Source organism: Sorangium sp. So ce281 (genome assembly GCF_051527395.1).
In the GTDB taxonomy this organism is placed as follows: domain Bacteria; phylum Myxococcota_A; class Polyangia; order Polyangiales; family Polyangiaceae; genus Sorangium; species Sorangium cellulosum_B.
Genome location: NZ_CP150322.1, coordinates 8,260,570 through 8,275,184, shown reverse-complemented (window position 1 = coordinate 8,275,184; position 14,615 = coordinate 8,260,570). Strand labels below are relative to the sequence as shown.

At 72.9% G+C, this 14,615-nt stretch carries 12 protein-coding genes and 1 tRNA gene; 7 read left to right on the top strand and 6 right to left on the bottom strand.

Features of this window, described 5'->3' with window-relative positions:
* Window positions 1-262 precede the first annotated feature (262 nt).
* Together WMF27_RS31445 and WMF27_RS31440 are read left to right on the top strand one after the other, a co-directional pair.
* Window positions 263-1,066: a hypothetical protein gene (locus WMF27_RS31445; protein WP_437765181.1), complete on the top strand. Its 804-nt coding sequence runs from the start codon at window positions 263-265 to the stop codon at window positions 1,064-1,066.
* Window positions 1,063-1,500 (top strand): type II toxin-antitoxin system death-on-curing family toxin, encoded by a 438-nt coding sequence (locus tag WMF27_RS31440; RefSeq protein WP_437765182.1) that lies wholly within the window; start codon window positions 1,063-1,065, stop codon window positions 1,498-1,500. The genes WMF27_RS31445 and WMF27_RS31440 overlap by 4 nt, the downstream gene beginning before the upstream one ends.
* Before the next feature lie 541 nt (window positions 1,501-2,041).
* Here WMF27_RS31440 and WMF27_RS31435 read toward each other — a convergent pair.
* Complete coding sequence (locus WMF27_RS31435; protein WP_437765183.1) at window positions 2,042-2,440, bottom strand: hypothetical protein; 399 nt, start codon at window positions 2,438-2,440, stop codon at window positions 2,042-2,044.
* Between the two features lie 893 nt (window positions 2,441-3,333).
* On the opposite strand from WMF27_RS31435, the gene WMF27_RS31430 reads away from it, so the two are divergent.
* The gene (locus WMF27_RS31430; protein WP_437765184.1) at window positions 3,334-4,278 is read left to right on the top strand and encodes a hypothetical protein; all 945 of its coding nucleotides are present in this window, start codon (window positions 3,334-3,336) and stop codon (window positions 4,276-4,278) included.
* A 124-nt stretch (window positions 4,279-4,402) separates the two neighbouring features.
* On the opposite strand, the gene WMF27_RS31425 is transcribed toward WMF27_RS31430, so the two are convergent.
* Genes WMF27_RS31425 through WMF27_RS31415 form a run of 3 tightly spaced genes read right to left on the bottom strand, consistent with a single transcriptional unit; the run spans window position 4,403 to window position 7,461 of the window.
* Window positions 4,403-5,074: a hypothetical protein gene (locus WMF27_RS31425; protein WP_437765185.1), complete on the bottom strand. Its 672-nt coding sequence runs from the start codon at window positions 5,072-5,074 to the stop codon at window positions 4,403-4,405.
* On the bottom strand, window positions 5,071-6,006 hold the full coding sequence (locus WMF27_RS31420; protein WP_437765186.1) for a PEGA domain-containing protein: 936 nt from the start codon (window positions 6,004-6,006) through the stop codon (window positions 5,071-5,073). The genes WMF27_RS31425 and WMF27_RS31420 overlap by 4 nt, the downstream gene beginning before the upstream one ends.
* A 15-nt stretch (window positions 6,007-6,021) precedes the next feature.
* Complete coding sequence (locus tag WMF27_RS31415) at window positions 6,022-7,461, bottom strand: serine/threonine-protein kinase (protein ID WP_437765187.1); 1,440 nt, start codon at window positions 7,459-7,461, stop codon at window positions 6,022-6,024.
* 465 nt (window positions 7,462-7,926) lie between these two features.
* Between WMF27_RS31415 and WMF27_RS31410 the strand changes: the two genes are divergently transcribed.
* The 4 genes from WMF27_RS31410 to WMF27_RS31395 all read left to right on the top strand — a co-directional run bounded on the left by WMF27_RS31410 (window position 7,927) and on the right by WMF27_RS31395 (window position 12,443).
* Complete coding sequence (locus WMF27_RS31410) at window positions 7,927-8,577, top strand: Isoquinoline 1-oxidoreductase subunit (protein WP_437943217.1); 651 nt, start codon at window positions 7,927-7,929, stop codon at window positions 8,575-8,577.
* Window positions 8,574-9,032, top strand: coding sequence for a (2Fe-2S)-binding protein (locus WMF27_RS31405; RefSeq protein WP_437765188.1), 459 nt, complete (start codon window positions 8,574-8,576; stop codon window positions 9,030-9,032). Before WMF27_RS31410 ends, WMF27_RS31405 begins: the two co-directional genes overlap by 4 nt.
* Before the next feature lie 2 nt (window positions 9,033-9,034).
* On the top strand, window positions 9,035-11,305 hold the full coding sequence (locus WMF27_RS31400; protein WP_437765189.1) for a molybdopterin cofactor-binding domain-containing protein: 2,271 nt from the start codon (window positions 9,035-9,037) through the stop codon (window positions 11,303-11,305).
* Window positions 11,306-11,423: 118 nt separating this feature from the next.
* Entirely contained in the window at window positions 11,424-12,443 is a 1,020-nt protein-coding gene (locus WMF27_RS31395) for a DUF2891 domain-containing protein (protein ID WP_437765190.1), read from the top strand.
* A gap of 59 nt (window positions 12,444-12,502) precedes the next feature.
* On the opposite strand, the gene WMF27_RS31390 is transcribed toward WMF27_RS31395, so the two are convergent.
* Together WMF27_RS31390 and WMF27_RS31385 are read right to left on the bottom strand one after the other, a co-directional pair.
* Window positions 12,503-12,577 (bottom strand) — tRNA-Gly (locus tag WMF27_RS31390).
* A 251-nt stretch (window positions 12,578-12,828) separates the two neighbouring features.
* On the bottom strand, window positions 12,829-14,466 hold the full coding sequence (locus WMF27_RS31385) for a sigma 54-interacting transcriptional regulator (protein WP_437765191.1): 1,638 nt from the start codon (window positions 14,464-14,466) through the stop codon (window positions 12,829-12,831).
* Window positions 14,467-14,615: the final 149 nt, after the last annotated feature.

Sequence of the window (14,615 nt, the reverse complement as noted above, 5' to 3'; positions counted from 1 at the left end):
CACGAGCCGAACGCGAGGCCGTTGCAGAGCCCCGCGGCGCCTTGCAGATCCTCGACGCCATCAAGCGGCGCTTCGTCAGCAAGTAGCTGCCGTCCCCGGGCCTCGACGGCCACGGGAAACCATCCAGGCCACGACGAAGATCCCCCGGGCGAAGCATCGCGTAAGATCGCCGCGCAGGCTCAGCAAGAGGACCGCGGGCGCGTCGCTGCGCTCAAAGGCCCCCGGCTTGACGCCGGGTGCCTGCTCGGCCAGCGTGCACCCCATGGGCGTCAAGCTGAAAGTCACCTTCGACGGGGACGAGCCTGGGCTGGCGCAGCACCGCCTGAGCCTCTCGTCCTTCGGGGAGTCCCTCAAGCTCCTGCTGTCCGCGCTTCAGCGGACGGCATCGGGGATCCTTGCGTCCGCGCTGGATGATACGGAATACGGCACCAAAGGGGGCCGGCTAGCCGCCGAGACCAAGCTGCTGGACCTCGAGCTCGCTTCCATCGAGCAAGGATCCGCCGCGCCGACCTTCGTGTGCGTGGCCAGGCCAGGATCTCAGCTGCACCTACAGAGCTTCGACACGTTCGGCGAGCAGACTGTCCAGCGTCTGATCCAGGATCTAGACGCCGAGCGCCAGGGTAGGCCGGCCAACGTCTCCGTGCGTCGATACCTTCGGTCGCTGCCGGCAGGCGTACGCGCTCAGCGCTACACGGCCTGGACCAATGGAACGGTGCTCGCTGATGTACAATTCGGTGAGCTATCGTTGTTAGAGGTTCCAGCCCAAGGCGCTCGTCTGGTCAAACTTCTTGGCCGGATCTTGAGCGTCGGGTTCGACCCTGGCGCAAGCTACATTACCCTGAAGACGAGCAGCCGCACTGTGCGGTGCTCGGCGTCGTCGGAGCAGGTAGAGCGCGCACTTCCGCTGCGTCACAAGGACGTGGCTGCCGCTGTCCTCGACGGGCAGAAGCCATCTCTGGTCTGGATTCTAGATGCGGCAACCCCACCACCCCGCGTACCGATCGAGAGCACGATAGAGCACCTGCGCACAAATTGGGCGGAGACAATGAGGATCCTTGCCCAATGAACGATGATTTGAGCTGGGCCTTCGTGGAGGTCGAAGACGTGCTTCACTTGCACGCGGCCGCTATCCGCCACTATGGCGGGGATCAATCCATTGCACCAAAGGCTGGGTGCGTTGAAGGAAGCATCGGGAGCGCTGTCACCGCTTCGATGTACGTGGCGGAGGACGGAGAGCCCGATCTGCTCGTCGCTGTCGCCTATCTGCTCGTGTACCTCGCCAAGAACCACTGTTTCGTGGACGGGAACAAGCGCGTCGCCTGGAGTGCCCTATTACGTGTCCTAGATGCAAACGGCATCCAGATTATAGCGAAACAGGATGAAGCAGCGGTGTTGGTCAACGACGTGGCAAGCGGCGTCATTGATGCGCATGGTGTTTTGAACTGGCTCTCGTCGCCGAACCGGATTGGAGCCGCCCCTGGATGGGCAGATACCACCTGAATCTCCGTCAGTTGACCATTGCTCTGCTGCTAGAACATCCCGGCAGCGGTTTCCGGCCGAGAAACCGAAACATCACTCGGATTCGCTGAACAAGCTCAGCTGTACCATCCTGCGCGGCCCTGGCGCTGGCGGCGGCTCGGACGGCGGCGGTGGCTCCGGCTCCGGATGGGCCGCCGTGCGCGCCGCGGGTGGCGGCTGCGGTGTGGACGGCGTCGACGGGGTACCACCGCCCGAGACGAGCCGGAGCCACCCTGCCCCCGTCTTGAGCTGCCGGACCCGCCCTGTCTGCGCCGGCAGGGTGAGCGCCTGCGGGACGGGCGGCGCGGCGGCAGGTTCCGCCAGCGCGGCCCGGATCAGATCCTCGACCGACCAGAGCTCCGAGACGACTGCAAGGTAGCACGGAAAGCCTATGTTTCTCGGCGTTTCTACGCAGCTAGGACAGCATCCGTCATAGCCGACGCGCGCGATTACAACCTGTTTAACGGCTCTTTCGCGTCATGGCGCGCGAGCGCTGACGGGCTACGCAACGCGCGTAGCGGCGTCAGCACTGGCCCGTGGCGGTTCGGAGGTCCGCCTCGATCACGGCGTTGTCGCCATCCCGATCCGTGATGCGCACGCGGAGGCAGCTCGCCTTCAGCGCTCGATCGATCCAAGCGTCGAGACTTTCGCCGTCGAGCTTCTCCCCGTCGTACGGTTCGAGGCTGACCGGGCCGATGTAGACCCACCCGAGGAACCTATTCCCGTGCTCGTCCAGAAGCCAGCGGCCGACGAGCTTCGCTTGCATCGTCGGCACGACGGGTGGGCGTGCCGTCCGGTCGATGCGAACGCTGCTGTTGAGTTGGAGGGGGAACTCCTCGCCTTCTCGCGTCGGCGGTCGATGGACTTCCGTCTTGAGAGCTTCGTCGAGCAAGTCGGGATCAGGTGTATCGATGGGTTCCATGGCGCAGGTCTCCGTCGTAGCGCCATGCCGCAGGGGCATGGCGGGGTAGAGCGCTCGCGAGTCAGGGTGGAAGCGCGTCTTCCACCTTGGGCGTAAAGGCGCAGCCGTGCCCTCCAAGAAGCGCGTCGCGAACACGGCGCGTGATCGGGTGCCCCGCGGTGCGAGAACCTCCGGCGCGCCGGGCTCTGGGGAATCATGGATCGCCGCGGATGAAGGTCAAGATCGCGGCCGACAAAAATCAAACGATTTCAGGTAGATACAACTACGATCGTAGAGCTCCGGCAATCCGATGCGTGCAAATGGCCGTCGAATGTGCGTGCAAGCGCTCGAAGCGCCGGCACGCGCGGGCAACGGTGGTGTGGGCGGGGGGGGCGATGGCGCGCGGGCCATGGAGCAGCCGGATCCCCCGCGCTTTCGGCGAGGTGGTCGCAGTTGGATCGGGGTGGTCGCGTTTCAGGCAAACGTGACCACTACCCGGAAACGGTCTTGGGGAGGCTGCCGGCAGCCCTCCCGGCAACGGAAACGGTCGGCCGCGAACCGCCACACGTGGATGGCACGGTGCGTGCCGACATGCGTGCTGACAGCTACCAGACGCCGTGACGAGAGCAGCACACTCCACGCCACCCCGCCGCGCGCCGGGCACATGACACCTTCAGGCGACTTCTCGCGAGTTTCGCGGGGCCCAGTCCATGACGCAAGATCACGACGAGAGGCGGCACGCCGTCGGAAAATCAGCCGGCATGTCGATTGACGGGTGCGCGGGGGTGGTTATCCCTGCCCGGAACGTCCGGCGTGCGCCTGACGTTCTCAACACGTCCAGCGCGCAGGGGTGGAGCGCGTCGTACCTGTTCTCCGCTGCTCCGCGACGACGAACAACGAGAGGTCATCCCCTCATGACGAAGCCTTCTCCGCTCAAGAAGAAGCCCGCTCCCAAGAAGCCCGCGGCCCCGCCCCAGGCGGCGGCGGCGTTCGACAAGATCCTGCCCGAGATCGAGGCGCTGAGCCCGGATCGGCTGATCGCCATCAACCTCGATATTCCCCGGGTCGTCTCCCAGGTGCTGGGCGTGCTGCCCGGCGTCCTCGCGCTGCGCTCCGCCATCGCGGAGCACGTGCCGACGCACGATGTCGCGTTGCTCGACCGGCTCGAGACCTACGCGCTGGCCGCGTGGTACGCGCACCTCGCGTGGCTGTCGAGCGGAGGCGCCGAGAACGCGCTGAAGCCGCTGCTCGCGGAGGCGGCCCCGCTGCGCGAGAACCTGCTGAGCGACGCCGAGGCGCTGGCCCGGCGCGGCCTGCTCGACGCGGACACGGTCGCGGAGATCCGCGCGGGGCTGGGGCACATCGACACGGCGAACGACCTGGTCGCGCTCTCGGCGCTGTTCACCGCGAGCTGGGCGGAGGTCGCCAGCAAGACGGCGGCGACCGAGGAGGAGGTGCGGCGCGCCGGGGAGATCGGGCCGCAGCTGCTCGCGGCCCTCGGCGTGCGGGAGCACGGCAAAGGCCCCGGGCCGACCGAGGCCGCGGACAGGAGGGCGCGGGCGTTCTCGCTGCTCGTCCACGCCTACGACCAGACCCGCCGCGCCGTCGCGTACCTGCGCTGGGACGAGGAGGACGCCGATACGATCGCCCCCTCTCTCTACAAGGGCCGCACCGGCCGCGCGACGGCGCACAGCGACACCGTCGCCGCCCCGGGCGACGAGGCGCCGGCTGAACCGGCGGCGCCCGTCGCTGCGACCCCCGCAGCGCCGAACGGCACGGCGGCGCCTGCTGCGCTGAATGGCGCGGCGGCGCCCGCGGTGCCCGGCGCCGCGTCGAACGGCACGGCGCCTACCGGCTAGACATCGCCGCCCGCCTCCGCGGCGAGCGCTGCCCGCTCCCAAGGATCGGCTGCCCAGGCGAACGCACCGGCGGAGAGCAGGCAGACTCCCCCGCTTGCGGCGCCGTTCGCGAGGCGGGATCGAGCTAGTCGCCGCCCGCGCACGCCGGCTTGGGGCAGCGGCCTTCCAGGATGTCGCGGCACACCTTGTCGCGCGCCTTCTTGTCGACCGCGCCGAGCGCTATGTAGATCTGCTGCGTGCTGCACCCGAGCGAGCCCTCGGCCGCGAGCGGGCCGCACGCGTCGAACACCTGCGGCGCCGGCAAGGCCGCGCAGAGGGCCTCGCAGGCCGCGATGTCCGCGAGCTCGAGCGGGCACACGGCCGCGTAGAGCGTGCACATCGCCTCGCACCGCCCGACGCACTCTGCGTCGCCCTCCGGGCCGAGCGGCCCAGCCGCGGTGCAGCCGGCGGGATCGCCGGTCTCCGCCGCGCGGCACCCGGCATACCCCTCGGGCGACGGCATCGCCTCGCAGACGGTGCAGCACGCCTCGACCGACGGGTACTGGGGCGTGAGCTCGCAGAGATCCATCGACCGGTCGCAGTGCGCCGAGCACGCGGCGATCTCGCACGGGCCGGCCTCCTGCGCGGGCGGAGCCCAGCTCTCCGGGCTCCCGTCGCCGGCGTCGCCCGCGCCGCTGTCGATGCCGTCGCCCTCGGCCGAGGTGGCGCCGTCCTCGCCGTCGGGCAGCGGGGCGACGAGCTGACACCCGGCGAGCCACGCGGCGAACGCGCAGGCGGCAGCGCGGCGCGCCCTCACAGCGTCCCTCGCATGCTGATGTAGCCCGGACCGACCGCCCAGGTGACGCTCGAGGCCGGGGCCTTCGAGCGCTCCAGGCCGAGGGTGATGCCGCCGACGGCCGCGCCGGCGATGGCGAGGCCGAACCCCACGTTCGAGACCCAACCCAGGGCGTTCGCGTCGCCTCGCGCATCGGCGGAGCAACCCGAGGCGCCCTGCCGGCACGCCTCGGCGAGGTCGCTCCTCGCGCTCAGGTAGGCCGCGCCTACGCCGAGCCCCACCGCCAGCCCGGCGCCCGAGGCCACGAACCCGCCGATGGCCCACGGCGAGACGCCGTCCGGGCGGGGCGCCGGGGTGAGGGTGACGTCGAGCGCCGTGATCTCCCGCTCCGGGACGTAGACCCGCTGCCGGGCGCCGGCGTAGCCGTCGGCCTCGACCTCGACCCAGTGGTTGCCGGGATCGATCAAGGTCCCCTCCGAGGAGACCTTCACCTCCTGGCCGTCGATCCTGAGCCTGGCCCCGGCGGGGCTCGGCACGAGCCGCACCTTCAGCCGGGGGATGCGGTCGTCGAGCTCGTCGCGCAGGGCGCCGGCGCGGCGCCGCGCCTGCATGAACGGCCAGGGCTCCCCGGGGAGCGCGCGCGACGAGGCGATCGTGGACGCGAGCTCGCGCGCCTCGCTGAGCCGGCCGATCGCGGCGAGCGCCTTCGCCACCTCGATGGACGTCGAGGGCACGCGGACGAGCTGCTCGGCGCGCTGGTAGGCGCGGAGCGCCTCCGCGTACCTCCTCAGGATGAACAGCTCGTCGCCCAGGTACACGAGCTCCCGGGCGTCGCGCCGCGCCTTCTCGTCCGCGGCGCCGCCGGCGGTGTCCGCCGTGTCGCCGGCGAGCGCCGGCGGCGACGCGAGGATCAGGCTGGTGATCATCAGCAGCGTGCTGGGCCGGGGGCGCATGGGTCTCCTCTCCTGTCAGAAGCCGAGATCGCGGCGCCAGCGCGTGCGCGTCGCGACCGTCTTGACCGGCGTCGCGGCCGGCGCGGCGAGCGCCGCCGGCAGGGCGCTCGGGGCGCCAGACACGGCCGGCACCCTGGCGTCGGCGGCCGCCCGGGTCGCAGGCCGCGCCGTGGCCGCAGCCTGCGCCGTGGCCGCGGCCCGCGCCTCGGCCTGGCGCGGCCCGGCGTCGTCCTGCGCCGTGGCCGCCGCCTGCGCCTCGACCTGCGGCGCCGTGGCCACGGCCCGCGCCTCGGACAGCGGCCCGCTCGTCGCGCACTGGGCCGCGGGCTCGACGGCGGGGGCGGCGCGCCCGGGCGCTCCGCCGGCGACCATCGCGAGCGATGCGGTCTGCGCTGCCGGCGCGGTCCGGGTGACGCCGGAGGCCCCTGCCCATGCCAGGGTGCTGAGGCCCAGGACGGCGCCCGCGGCCAGGGCCCAGGTGCGCGCCCGCGCCCGCTGCCGGGGCGAGCTCGCGCCCAGCGTGCCGAACGGCAGGAGCGTGGTCACGAGGGACGAGAAGCCCTCGCCCGAGCCGAGGGCCTCGCGCGGGGGCATGAGCTCGGTCTGGGCGGGCCGCGCGGCGCGCGGGGCGGCGACGGCGGCGTCCAGCGCCTCGAGGACGGCGCGCGCGCTCCGGGCGCGGCGCGCCGGGTCGGGCTCGAGCAGCGAGAGGACCCAGGCGTCGATCGCGGGCGGCACACCCGGGGCGAGCCGGGACGGCGGCGGGGGCGGCCCGCGGTCGATCGCCACGGCCACCGCGGCGACGGTGGCGCCGCCGAAGGGGATCTGCCCGGTCAAGCAGAAGTAGGCCACGACGCCGAGGGCCCAGAGATCGCTGTGCGGTCCGACCCGCGCGCCGCCCGCCATCTGCTCGGGCGACATGAAGTGCGGCGTCCCCAGGATGGCGCCCGTGACGGTGAGCCGCTCGGCCTCGTCGGCGGTGTTCTTGGCGATGCCGAAGTCGAGCACCTTCACGAAGGGCTCCCCCTCGCCGTCCACGAGGAAGATGTTCTCGGGCTTGATGTCGCGGTGAACGATCCCCGCCTCGTGCGCCCTGGCCAGCGCGGCGCAGAGCTGGCGGAGGATGGACACGGTCTCCTCGAGCGAGAGCCGCCGGCGGCGCTCGACCCGATCTTGCAGCGTCTGCCCTTCCAGGTGCTCCATCACGATGTACGGGACCCCCTGGTCGGTGAAGCTCACATCGAACACGCGCACCACGTGCGGGCTCTGGATGCGGGCCGCGGCCTCGGCCTCCCGGTGGAGGCGCACGACGGCCAGCGGGTGGTCCATGTACATGTCGCGGAGGAACTTCACCGCGACATGGGTCCTGAGCGCGACGTGCTCGGCGAGCCAGACGCTCCCCATCCCTCCCTGGCCGAGCGCGCGGATCAGCCGGAGCTGGGAGCCCACGTGCATCCCCGGCAGCGGCCCGCGCTCCGAGCTCGACGCGGTGTGGCAGCCTGCCTCAGCTGGGGCGATCAGGCAGGGCGATGGCTGGGTGGCCTCGCCTATTCCTAACGTCTTGCTCATGCCGGAGCTGGCTTGCACGCCGCGAGCCATCGCTCCGGCGGAGAGGTTGCGGGGACATGCGCCGGCGTCGGGGTGTCCCGTCGTGGCGTGGAGCCGCGCTGCGCAGCGCCCTCGTGACAGTTCGCTACAGGCGCGGTCGCGGCTGCGGCGCGCGCTGTCGACACCGGCTCACGGACGGTTCACGGCCTCCGTCAGCGCGCGCTCCACGCGGCGCCCTGTCGCCGGAAACCGTGACGTAACACGAACTGCGCTGTCAGTGGACGTCAGTGGACGCGGCGGGGGACGCGCCGAGGGCGCAGGTCGAATCAGGGCTTGTCGTCCGCGCGCCGAGTCACCAGGGTAGGCCCGGCGATGCAGCCTCTCCTCCTCTGTTCCCTGCTGGCTGGCGTCGGCCTCCTCGCCGCGGCGTGCGACTCGCGTCCCGCGGAGGCGCCCAGGCCGGTCATTCTTCCGCCCGTCGCCCCGGGCGAGCTCCGCAGTCCGGAGGCGTTCGCGGCGATCCGGGACGACGACGCGCGCGCGGCCTCGCTCTTCCTCGAGGCGAGCAAGGTGCTGCTCCACCCGCGCTGCGTGAACTGCCACCCTCACGACGGCGTCCCGCGCCAGGGCGACGCCGGCGAGCGCCACAGCCCGCCGGCCGAGCGCGGTCCGAGCGATCGCGGGGTGGCGGCGATGGAGTGCACGTCGTGCCATCAGGCGCAGAACCTCGAGCTCGCCCGCGTCCCCGGGGCGCCGGGCTGGCACCTCGCGCCGGCGGAGATGGCGTGGCTCGGGCGGTCGCCCGCGGCGATCTGCGCGCAGATCAAGGATCCGGCGCGCAACGGCAAGAAGACGCTCGCGCAGATCGTCGAGCACTCCAACCGCGACGAGCTCGTGGCGTGGGGGTGGGCGCCCGGCCACGGCCGCACGAAGGCGCCCGGCTCGCAGGCGGCCTTCGGCGCGCTCGTCGACGCGTGGGTGAAGGCGGGCGCGGCGTGCCCGCCCGAGGAGTCCCGACCATGATCATCCTGAAGGTGAACGGCGCGGAGCAGAAGCTCGACGTGGATCCGGACATGCCGCTCCTCTGGGTGCTGCGCGACGTGCTCGGCCTCACGGGGACGAAGTACGGTTGCGGCCAGGCGCTCTGCGGGGCGTGCGTGGTGCACCTCGACGGCGAGACGGTGCGCGCCTGCGTGACGCCGGTGAAGCGCGCCGCGGGCGGCTCGGTGACGACGATCGAGGGGCTCAGCCCCGCCGGCGATCACCCGCTCCAGCGCGCGTGGGTGGAGCTCGGCGTCCCGCAGTGCGGCTTCTGCCAGGCGGGGCAGATCATGAGCGCGGCCGCGCTCCTGCGGAAGAACCCGCGGCCCTCGAACGACGACATCGACCGATCGCTCGCCGGCAACATCTGCCGGTGCGGCACGTACACGCGCATCCGCGCGGCGGTCCGCAAGGCCGCCGGCCTTCCCACGGAGTGAAGATGGAACAGCAACGGGTCGTCCTCCTCCGCCGCTCCTTCCTCGCGGGGCTCGGGCTCGCGGTGGGCGGGCTCGCGCTCGGGGTCGCCGAGGCCGCGCCGCCCGCGCCGGCTGTGCCGCCTACGCCCAGCGGCGCGCAGGCGCAGCCGGGGCTCCGGACCGGGGTGTTCCTCCACATCGCGCCCGACGGGACGGTGTCGATCGTCTGCCACCGGTCGGAGATGGGGCAGGGGATCCGCAGCTCGCTGCCGGTCCTCGTCGCCGACGAGCTCGGCGCGGACATGGCGCGGGTCAAGATCGTGCAAGCCGACGGCGACAAGGTTTACGGCGATCAGAACACCGACGGCTCGCGCAGCGTGCGCGGCGGCTACGAGCCGATGCGGCGCGTGGGCGCGACAGCGCGCGCGATGCTCGTCGCGGCCGCGGCCCGGAAGTGGCGCGTCCCCGCCGCGGAGTGCGTCGCCCAGCAGCACGCGGTCCACCACGCGAAGTCGAAGCGCTCGCTGGACTTCCGCGAGCTCGTGGCCGACGCGGCGAAGCTCCCGGTGCCCGACGCGGAGTCGGTCGCGCTCCGCCCCGCCTCGGAGCTCAAGCGCGTCGGCGGCCCGCTCCCGCTGCTCGACGGCCCGGCCCTCGTCACGGGCGCGGCCCAGTTCGGCGCGGACGTGCGCCTGCCCGGCATGCTCACCGCGGTCATCGCGCACCCGCCGGTCGTGGGGGGCAAGGTCGTGCGGTACGACGGGGCCCGCGCGCTGGCGGTCCCGGGCGTGAAGAAGCTCGTGGAGCTGCCGGCGCCGAAGGGCGGCGGGGTGGGGTTCCAGCCGCTCGGGGGCGTGGCGGTCGTGGCGGACACGACGTGGGCCGCGATGCGCGGCCGCGCGGCGCTGCAGATCACATGGGATCACGGCGCGAACGCGTCGTACGACTCGGCGAGCTACCGCGAGGCGCTCTCGCGCGCGGTGCGCGCGCCGGGCAAGGTCGTGCGCAAGGTCGGCGATGTCGACGGGGCGCTCAAGGCGGCGGCGCGCACGGTCGAGGCCGAGTACTACGTGCCTCACCTCGCGCATGTGGCCATGGAGCCGCCCGCGGCCGTGGCGAAGGTCGACGCGGGCGGCTGCGAGGTGTGGGCGCCGACGCAGAACCCGCAGGCGGCGCGCACCGAGGTGGCGCGGGCGCTCGGCGTCGACGAGGCCAAGGTCACCGTGCACGTGACGTTCCTCGGCGGCGGCTTCGGCCGGAAGTCCAAGCCGGACTACGTCGCCGAGGCGGCGCTGCTCGCGCGCGAGCTGGGCGCGCCGGTGCGCGTGCAGTGGACCCGCGAGGACGACGTGCAGAGCGGCTACTTCCACAGCGTCAGCGCGCAGCGCCTCACGGCGGGGCTCGACGCGAGCGGCAAGGTGACGGCGTGGCTGCACCGGACGGCGTTCCCGCCGATCCCGTCGACGTTCGACGCGAAGGTGAAGACCCCGAGCGACAACGAGCTCGGCCTCGGCGTGCTCGATCTCGCGCTCGCGGCCCCGAACGTCCGCGCCGAGGCGTGCGACGCGCCGGCGCACGTCCGGATCGGGTGGCTCCGGTCGGTCTGCAACATCTTCCACGCCTTCGCGGTGCAGAGCTTCATCGACGAGATCGCGCACGCGCGGCAGGCGGATCCGCGCGAGGTGCTGCTCGAGGTGCTCGGCCCTGCCCGGAAGGCGACGCCCGCCGAGCTGGGCGTCGACAAGGTCCCGAACTACGGGGCGTCGATCGAGCAGCACCCGGTCGACGTGGGCCGCCTCCGGCACGTCATCGAGCGGGTGACGGAGCTCTCGGGGTGGGACGCCGCGCGCAAGGCGGGCTGCGCGCTGGGCCTCGCCGCGCACCGGAGCTTCCTCACGTACGTGGCGGTCGTCGCCGCGGTCTCGAAGGACGCGCTCGGCAAGGTGAAGGTCGACGAGGTGTGGCTCGTCGCGGACCCCGGCACGGTCATCAACCTGGACCGCGTGCACGCGCAGATGGAAGGCGCGGTGGTCTTCGGGATGAGCATCGCGCTCCACGGCGCCATCACGATGAAGGGCGGCGCGGTCGAGCAGACGAACTTCCGCGACTACCCGGTGGTGCGGAGCCCGGAGGTGCCGGCGCGGATCCACGTGGAGATCGTGAAGAGCGACGCCCCGCCCGGGGGCGTCGGGGAGCCCGGGGTGCCGCCTGTCGCGCCCGCGATCGCGAACGCGGTCTTCGCCTTGACGAAGACGCGCGCCCGGGAGCTCCCGCTGCGGCGCCTGGGGCTGTGACGAGGTTTCGGCCCGGGCAGCGCGCCGCTGCTCACGGTGTCCCCGTTTTGCCCTGCCGTTGATAGATGTCCCTGACGTCATGTACCTGCTCGTCTTCCGGCGCTGAGGTTGCCATCGCATGACGCACGCCCTGACACCGGACATCGCCTCGCGTCTCGCCGCCATCGCGCTCGGGCACGTGACGCGGGAGTATCCGAACAAGCTCGATCACGTCATGGCCGGCCCCGAGGACGTGAAGGGCCCGCGCGACCTTCACCCCATCTTCTACGGCAGCTTCGACTGGCACTCGTGCGTTCACGGCCACTGGCTCCTCGCGCGGATCCACCGCCTCTTCCCCGGCGTGCCCGGCGCCGCGCCGGTCCGCGGGCTGCTCGACGCGCAGCTCACGGGCGAGAAGGTCGCCGGCGAGCTGGCCTATCTGCAGCGGCCGTCGAGCCGCGGCTTCGAGCGGCCTTACGGCTGGGCGTGGCTGCTGATGCTGGCGGCCGAGCTCTCGCGGTACGAGACCGAGGAGGGGCGGCGCTGGGCGGCCGCGCTGGCCCCGCTCGACGACGCGTTCGCCGGGCGGCTCCTCGAGTACCTGCCCAGGGCCACGTATCCCGTTCGCGCCGGCGCGCACACGAACAGCGCCTTCGCGCTCGCGCTCGCGCAGGAGTACGCCGCCGTGAAGGGCGATGAGCGGCTGTCGCTGCGCTGCGCCGAGGCCGCGCGCGCCTGGTACGGCCGCGACGCGGACTGCCAGGCGTGGGAGCCCTCGCAGGACGATTTCCTCTCGCCTGCCCTCATGGAGGCCGAGTGCATGCGCCGGGCCCTGCCCGGACCGGAGTTCCGCGGCTGGCTCGCGCGGTTCCTGCCGCGGGCGGCGCGCGGCGAGCCAGCGACCCTGTTCGAGCCCGCGACGGTCAGCGATCGCAGCGACGGCAAGATCGCCCACCTCGACGGGCTCAACCTGAGCCGCGCCTGGTGCTGGCGCTCGCTCGCCGCGGCGCTGCCCGAAGGGGACGCGGTCCGCGCCCGCGCTCTCGACGCGGCGGAGCGGCACCTCGACGCCAGCCTGCCGCACGTCGCCGGCGACTACATGGGCGAGCACTGGCTGGCGAGCTTCGCCCTCCTCGCGCTGGGCGAGGGCGTCGATTGACGCGTCACGGGGCCGCGGAGCGGTGCTCAGCGGCGTCCGGTGTTGCAGCGTCTATGTCGTGGAGCGGGAGACGGGATTTGAACCCGCGACGTCAACCTTGGCAAGGTTGCACTCTACCACTGAGTTACTCCCGCAAACGGCGATCCCATCGATCAGGAAATCTCATTCCTGTGCGCATGTCAGCGAAGAGGCTGAGCACGCCGGGACATCCTTGGAGGTCGTCTCCGTCGATGGGGGCGGAGGAGTACCAACCGACGTCGCCCTAGTCAAGTACCGATGTGCGTGGTCGTGGCGCTTCTCACGGACGGAGATCCAGGCGCCGTGGTTTTCCGGGTTCGGGCACCGGCGGGGCCCGGTTGTCGTCGAGGGGACACCTCGCCCACCACTATCCCTCGCCGCGGGCGTACCTCCTGAGCTTCCGGTAGAGCGTCGACGCGCCGATCCCGAGCTCCGCGGCGGCGCGGGCCTGGTTGCCGCCGTGCCGCTCGAGCGCCGCGAGGATCGCTCGCCGCTCGACGCCCTCCAGCGTCCGCGCGGCCGGCTGCTCGCCCGTCTCGCCGCCGGCCGGCGCGGCGCCGCGGACGTCGTCAGGAAGGTCCTCCAGATCGGCGGCGCCTCCCTGCGCCAGCGCGACCGCATGCTCCACGGCGTTCTCCAGCTCGCGCACATTGCCGGGCCACCCGTGGCGCTCCAGCGCGCCTTCGGCCTCCGGCGTGAAGCGCGCGACGGGGCGATCGAGCCGTCGCGACGCCGCCCCGAGCAGCGCCCGCGCGAGCGGCAGGATGTCCTCCCGGCGCTCGCGGAGCGGCGGAAGGCGGATCTCGATGACCCGCAGCCGGTAGTAGAGGTCCCGCCGGAAGCGGCCCGCCGCGACGTCGGCCGCGAGATCGCGGTTCGTCGCCGCGAGGATCCGGGCGTCGACGGGGCGGCTCGCGTTCTCGCCGACGCGGCGCACCTGCCGCTCCTGGAGCGCGCGGAGGAGCTTCGCCTGCACCCCGGGCGGGGCCTCGCCGACCTCGTCGAGCAGCAGCGTGCCCCCGCGCGCCGCCTCGAACAGCCCGGCGCGGTCGTGGGTCGCGCCGGTGAACGCGCCGCGCGCGTGCCCGAAGAGCTCGCTCTCCAGCAGCGTCTCGGTGATCGCCGCGCAGTTGACCGCGACGAACGGCCCCGCGGCGCGCGCCGACGCGCCGTGGATGAGCCGCGCCACCCGCTCTTTCCCGGCGCCGCTCTCGCCCGTGAGCAGGATCGTCGAGTCCACCGGCGCGACCCGCCGCGCGCGGTCGAGGGCCCGCTGCATCGCCGGGCTCTCCGCGACGAGCGGGGTCGGCGGCTCGCCCCGCGGCGCGGCGAGGGGCAGGGCGCTCGCCCTCGCGCCGAGCGCGCGCCCTGTCGCCCTCCGCAGCGGCGCGGGCTGCGCGGCCTCGCCGAGCGACGGGTCGAGCGCGCTCTCGCGGAAGAAGTGCAGGTGCTCCTCGAGCGCGCCGCCCCACGCGGCGCGCGTCCGGCCCTGGAAGTGGCAGACGTCGTCGCCCCGGCCGATGCACCGATCCTCGATGACGTAGACCGCCTCGCCCGTCGCCCGGGTCATGTAGCCGCTCGCGATGCCGGCGAGCATCCAGCAGACCGGCTCGTCCGCGCGGCCGAGGCGCAGGAGGTGCTGCTCGGCCTCGTACGACGAGAGCAGCGTGGCGCCGCGCGAGGCGAGGGGCGTCGTGTCCCCGGGGGCGAGCCGGATGAAGCCCTGCAGCGTGTGGAGCAGGGCGCCTGCGCCGTGCAGCTCGGCCTCGCTGTCCCAGGGGAGCCGGGACGTCATCGCCTCCGCCATCCTGGCGCCGTGCTCGACGCCGAAGCGCGTGAGCACGGCGCGCGCCCCCGCGTACCCCGCGAGCCGGACGAGCTCCTCGCGCAGCGCCCCGAGCGCCCCGGCGTCGAGGATGACCGCGCGCTCCCCGGCGAAGCGGACGACACCGCCGCGCGCGTCGACGTCGAGCAGCTTCCGGATGTCGAGATCGGCTGCGCGCATGGGACGACCTTTCAAGGCGACAGGAATGACCGGTCACCCTGACCGGCGGGCTCGCGGGGCGCCACGGACGAGCCGCGGACCCCCGTGGAAAGCGGCCTCTCCCGCGCGGGCCCGGCGTGTGCTCGGGGCCGTCGCGGGAGGTCTCTTCG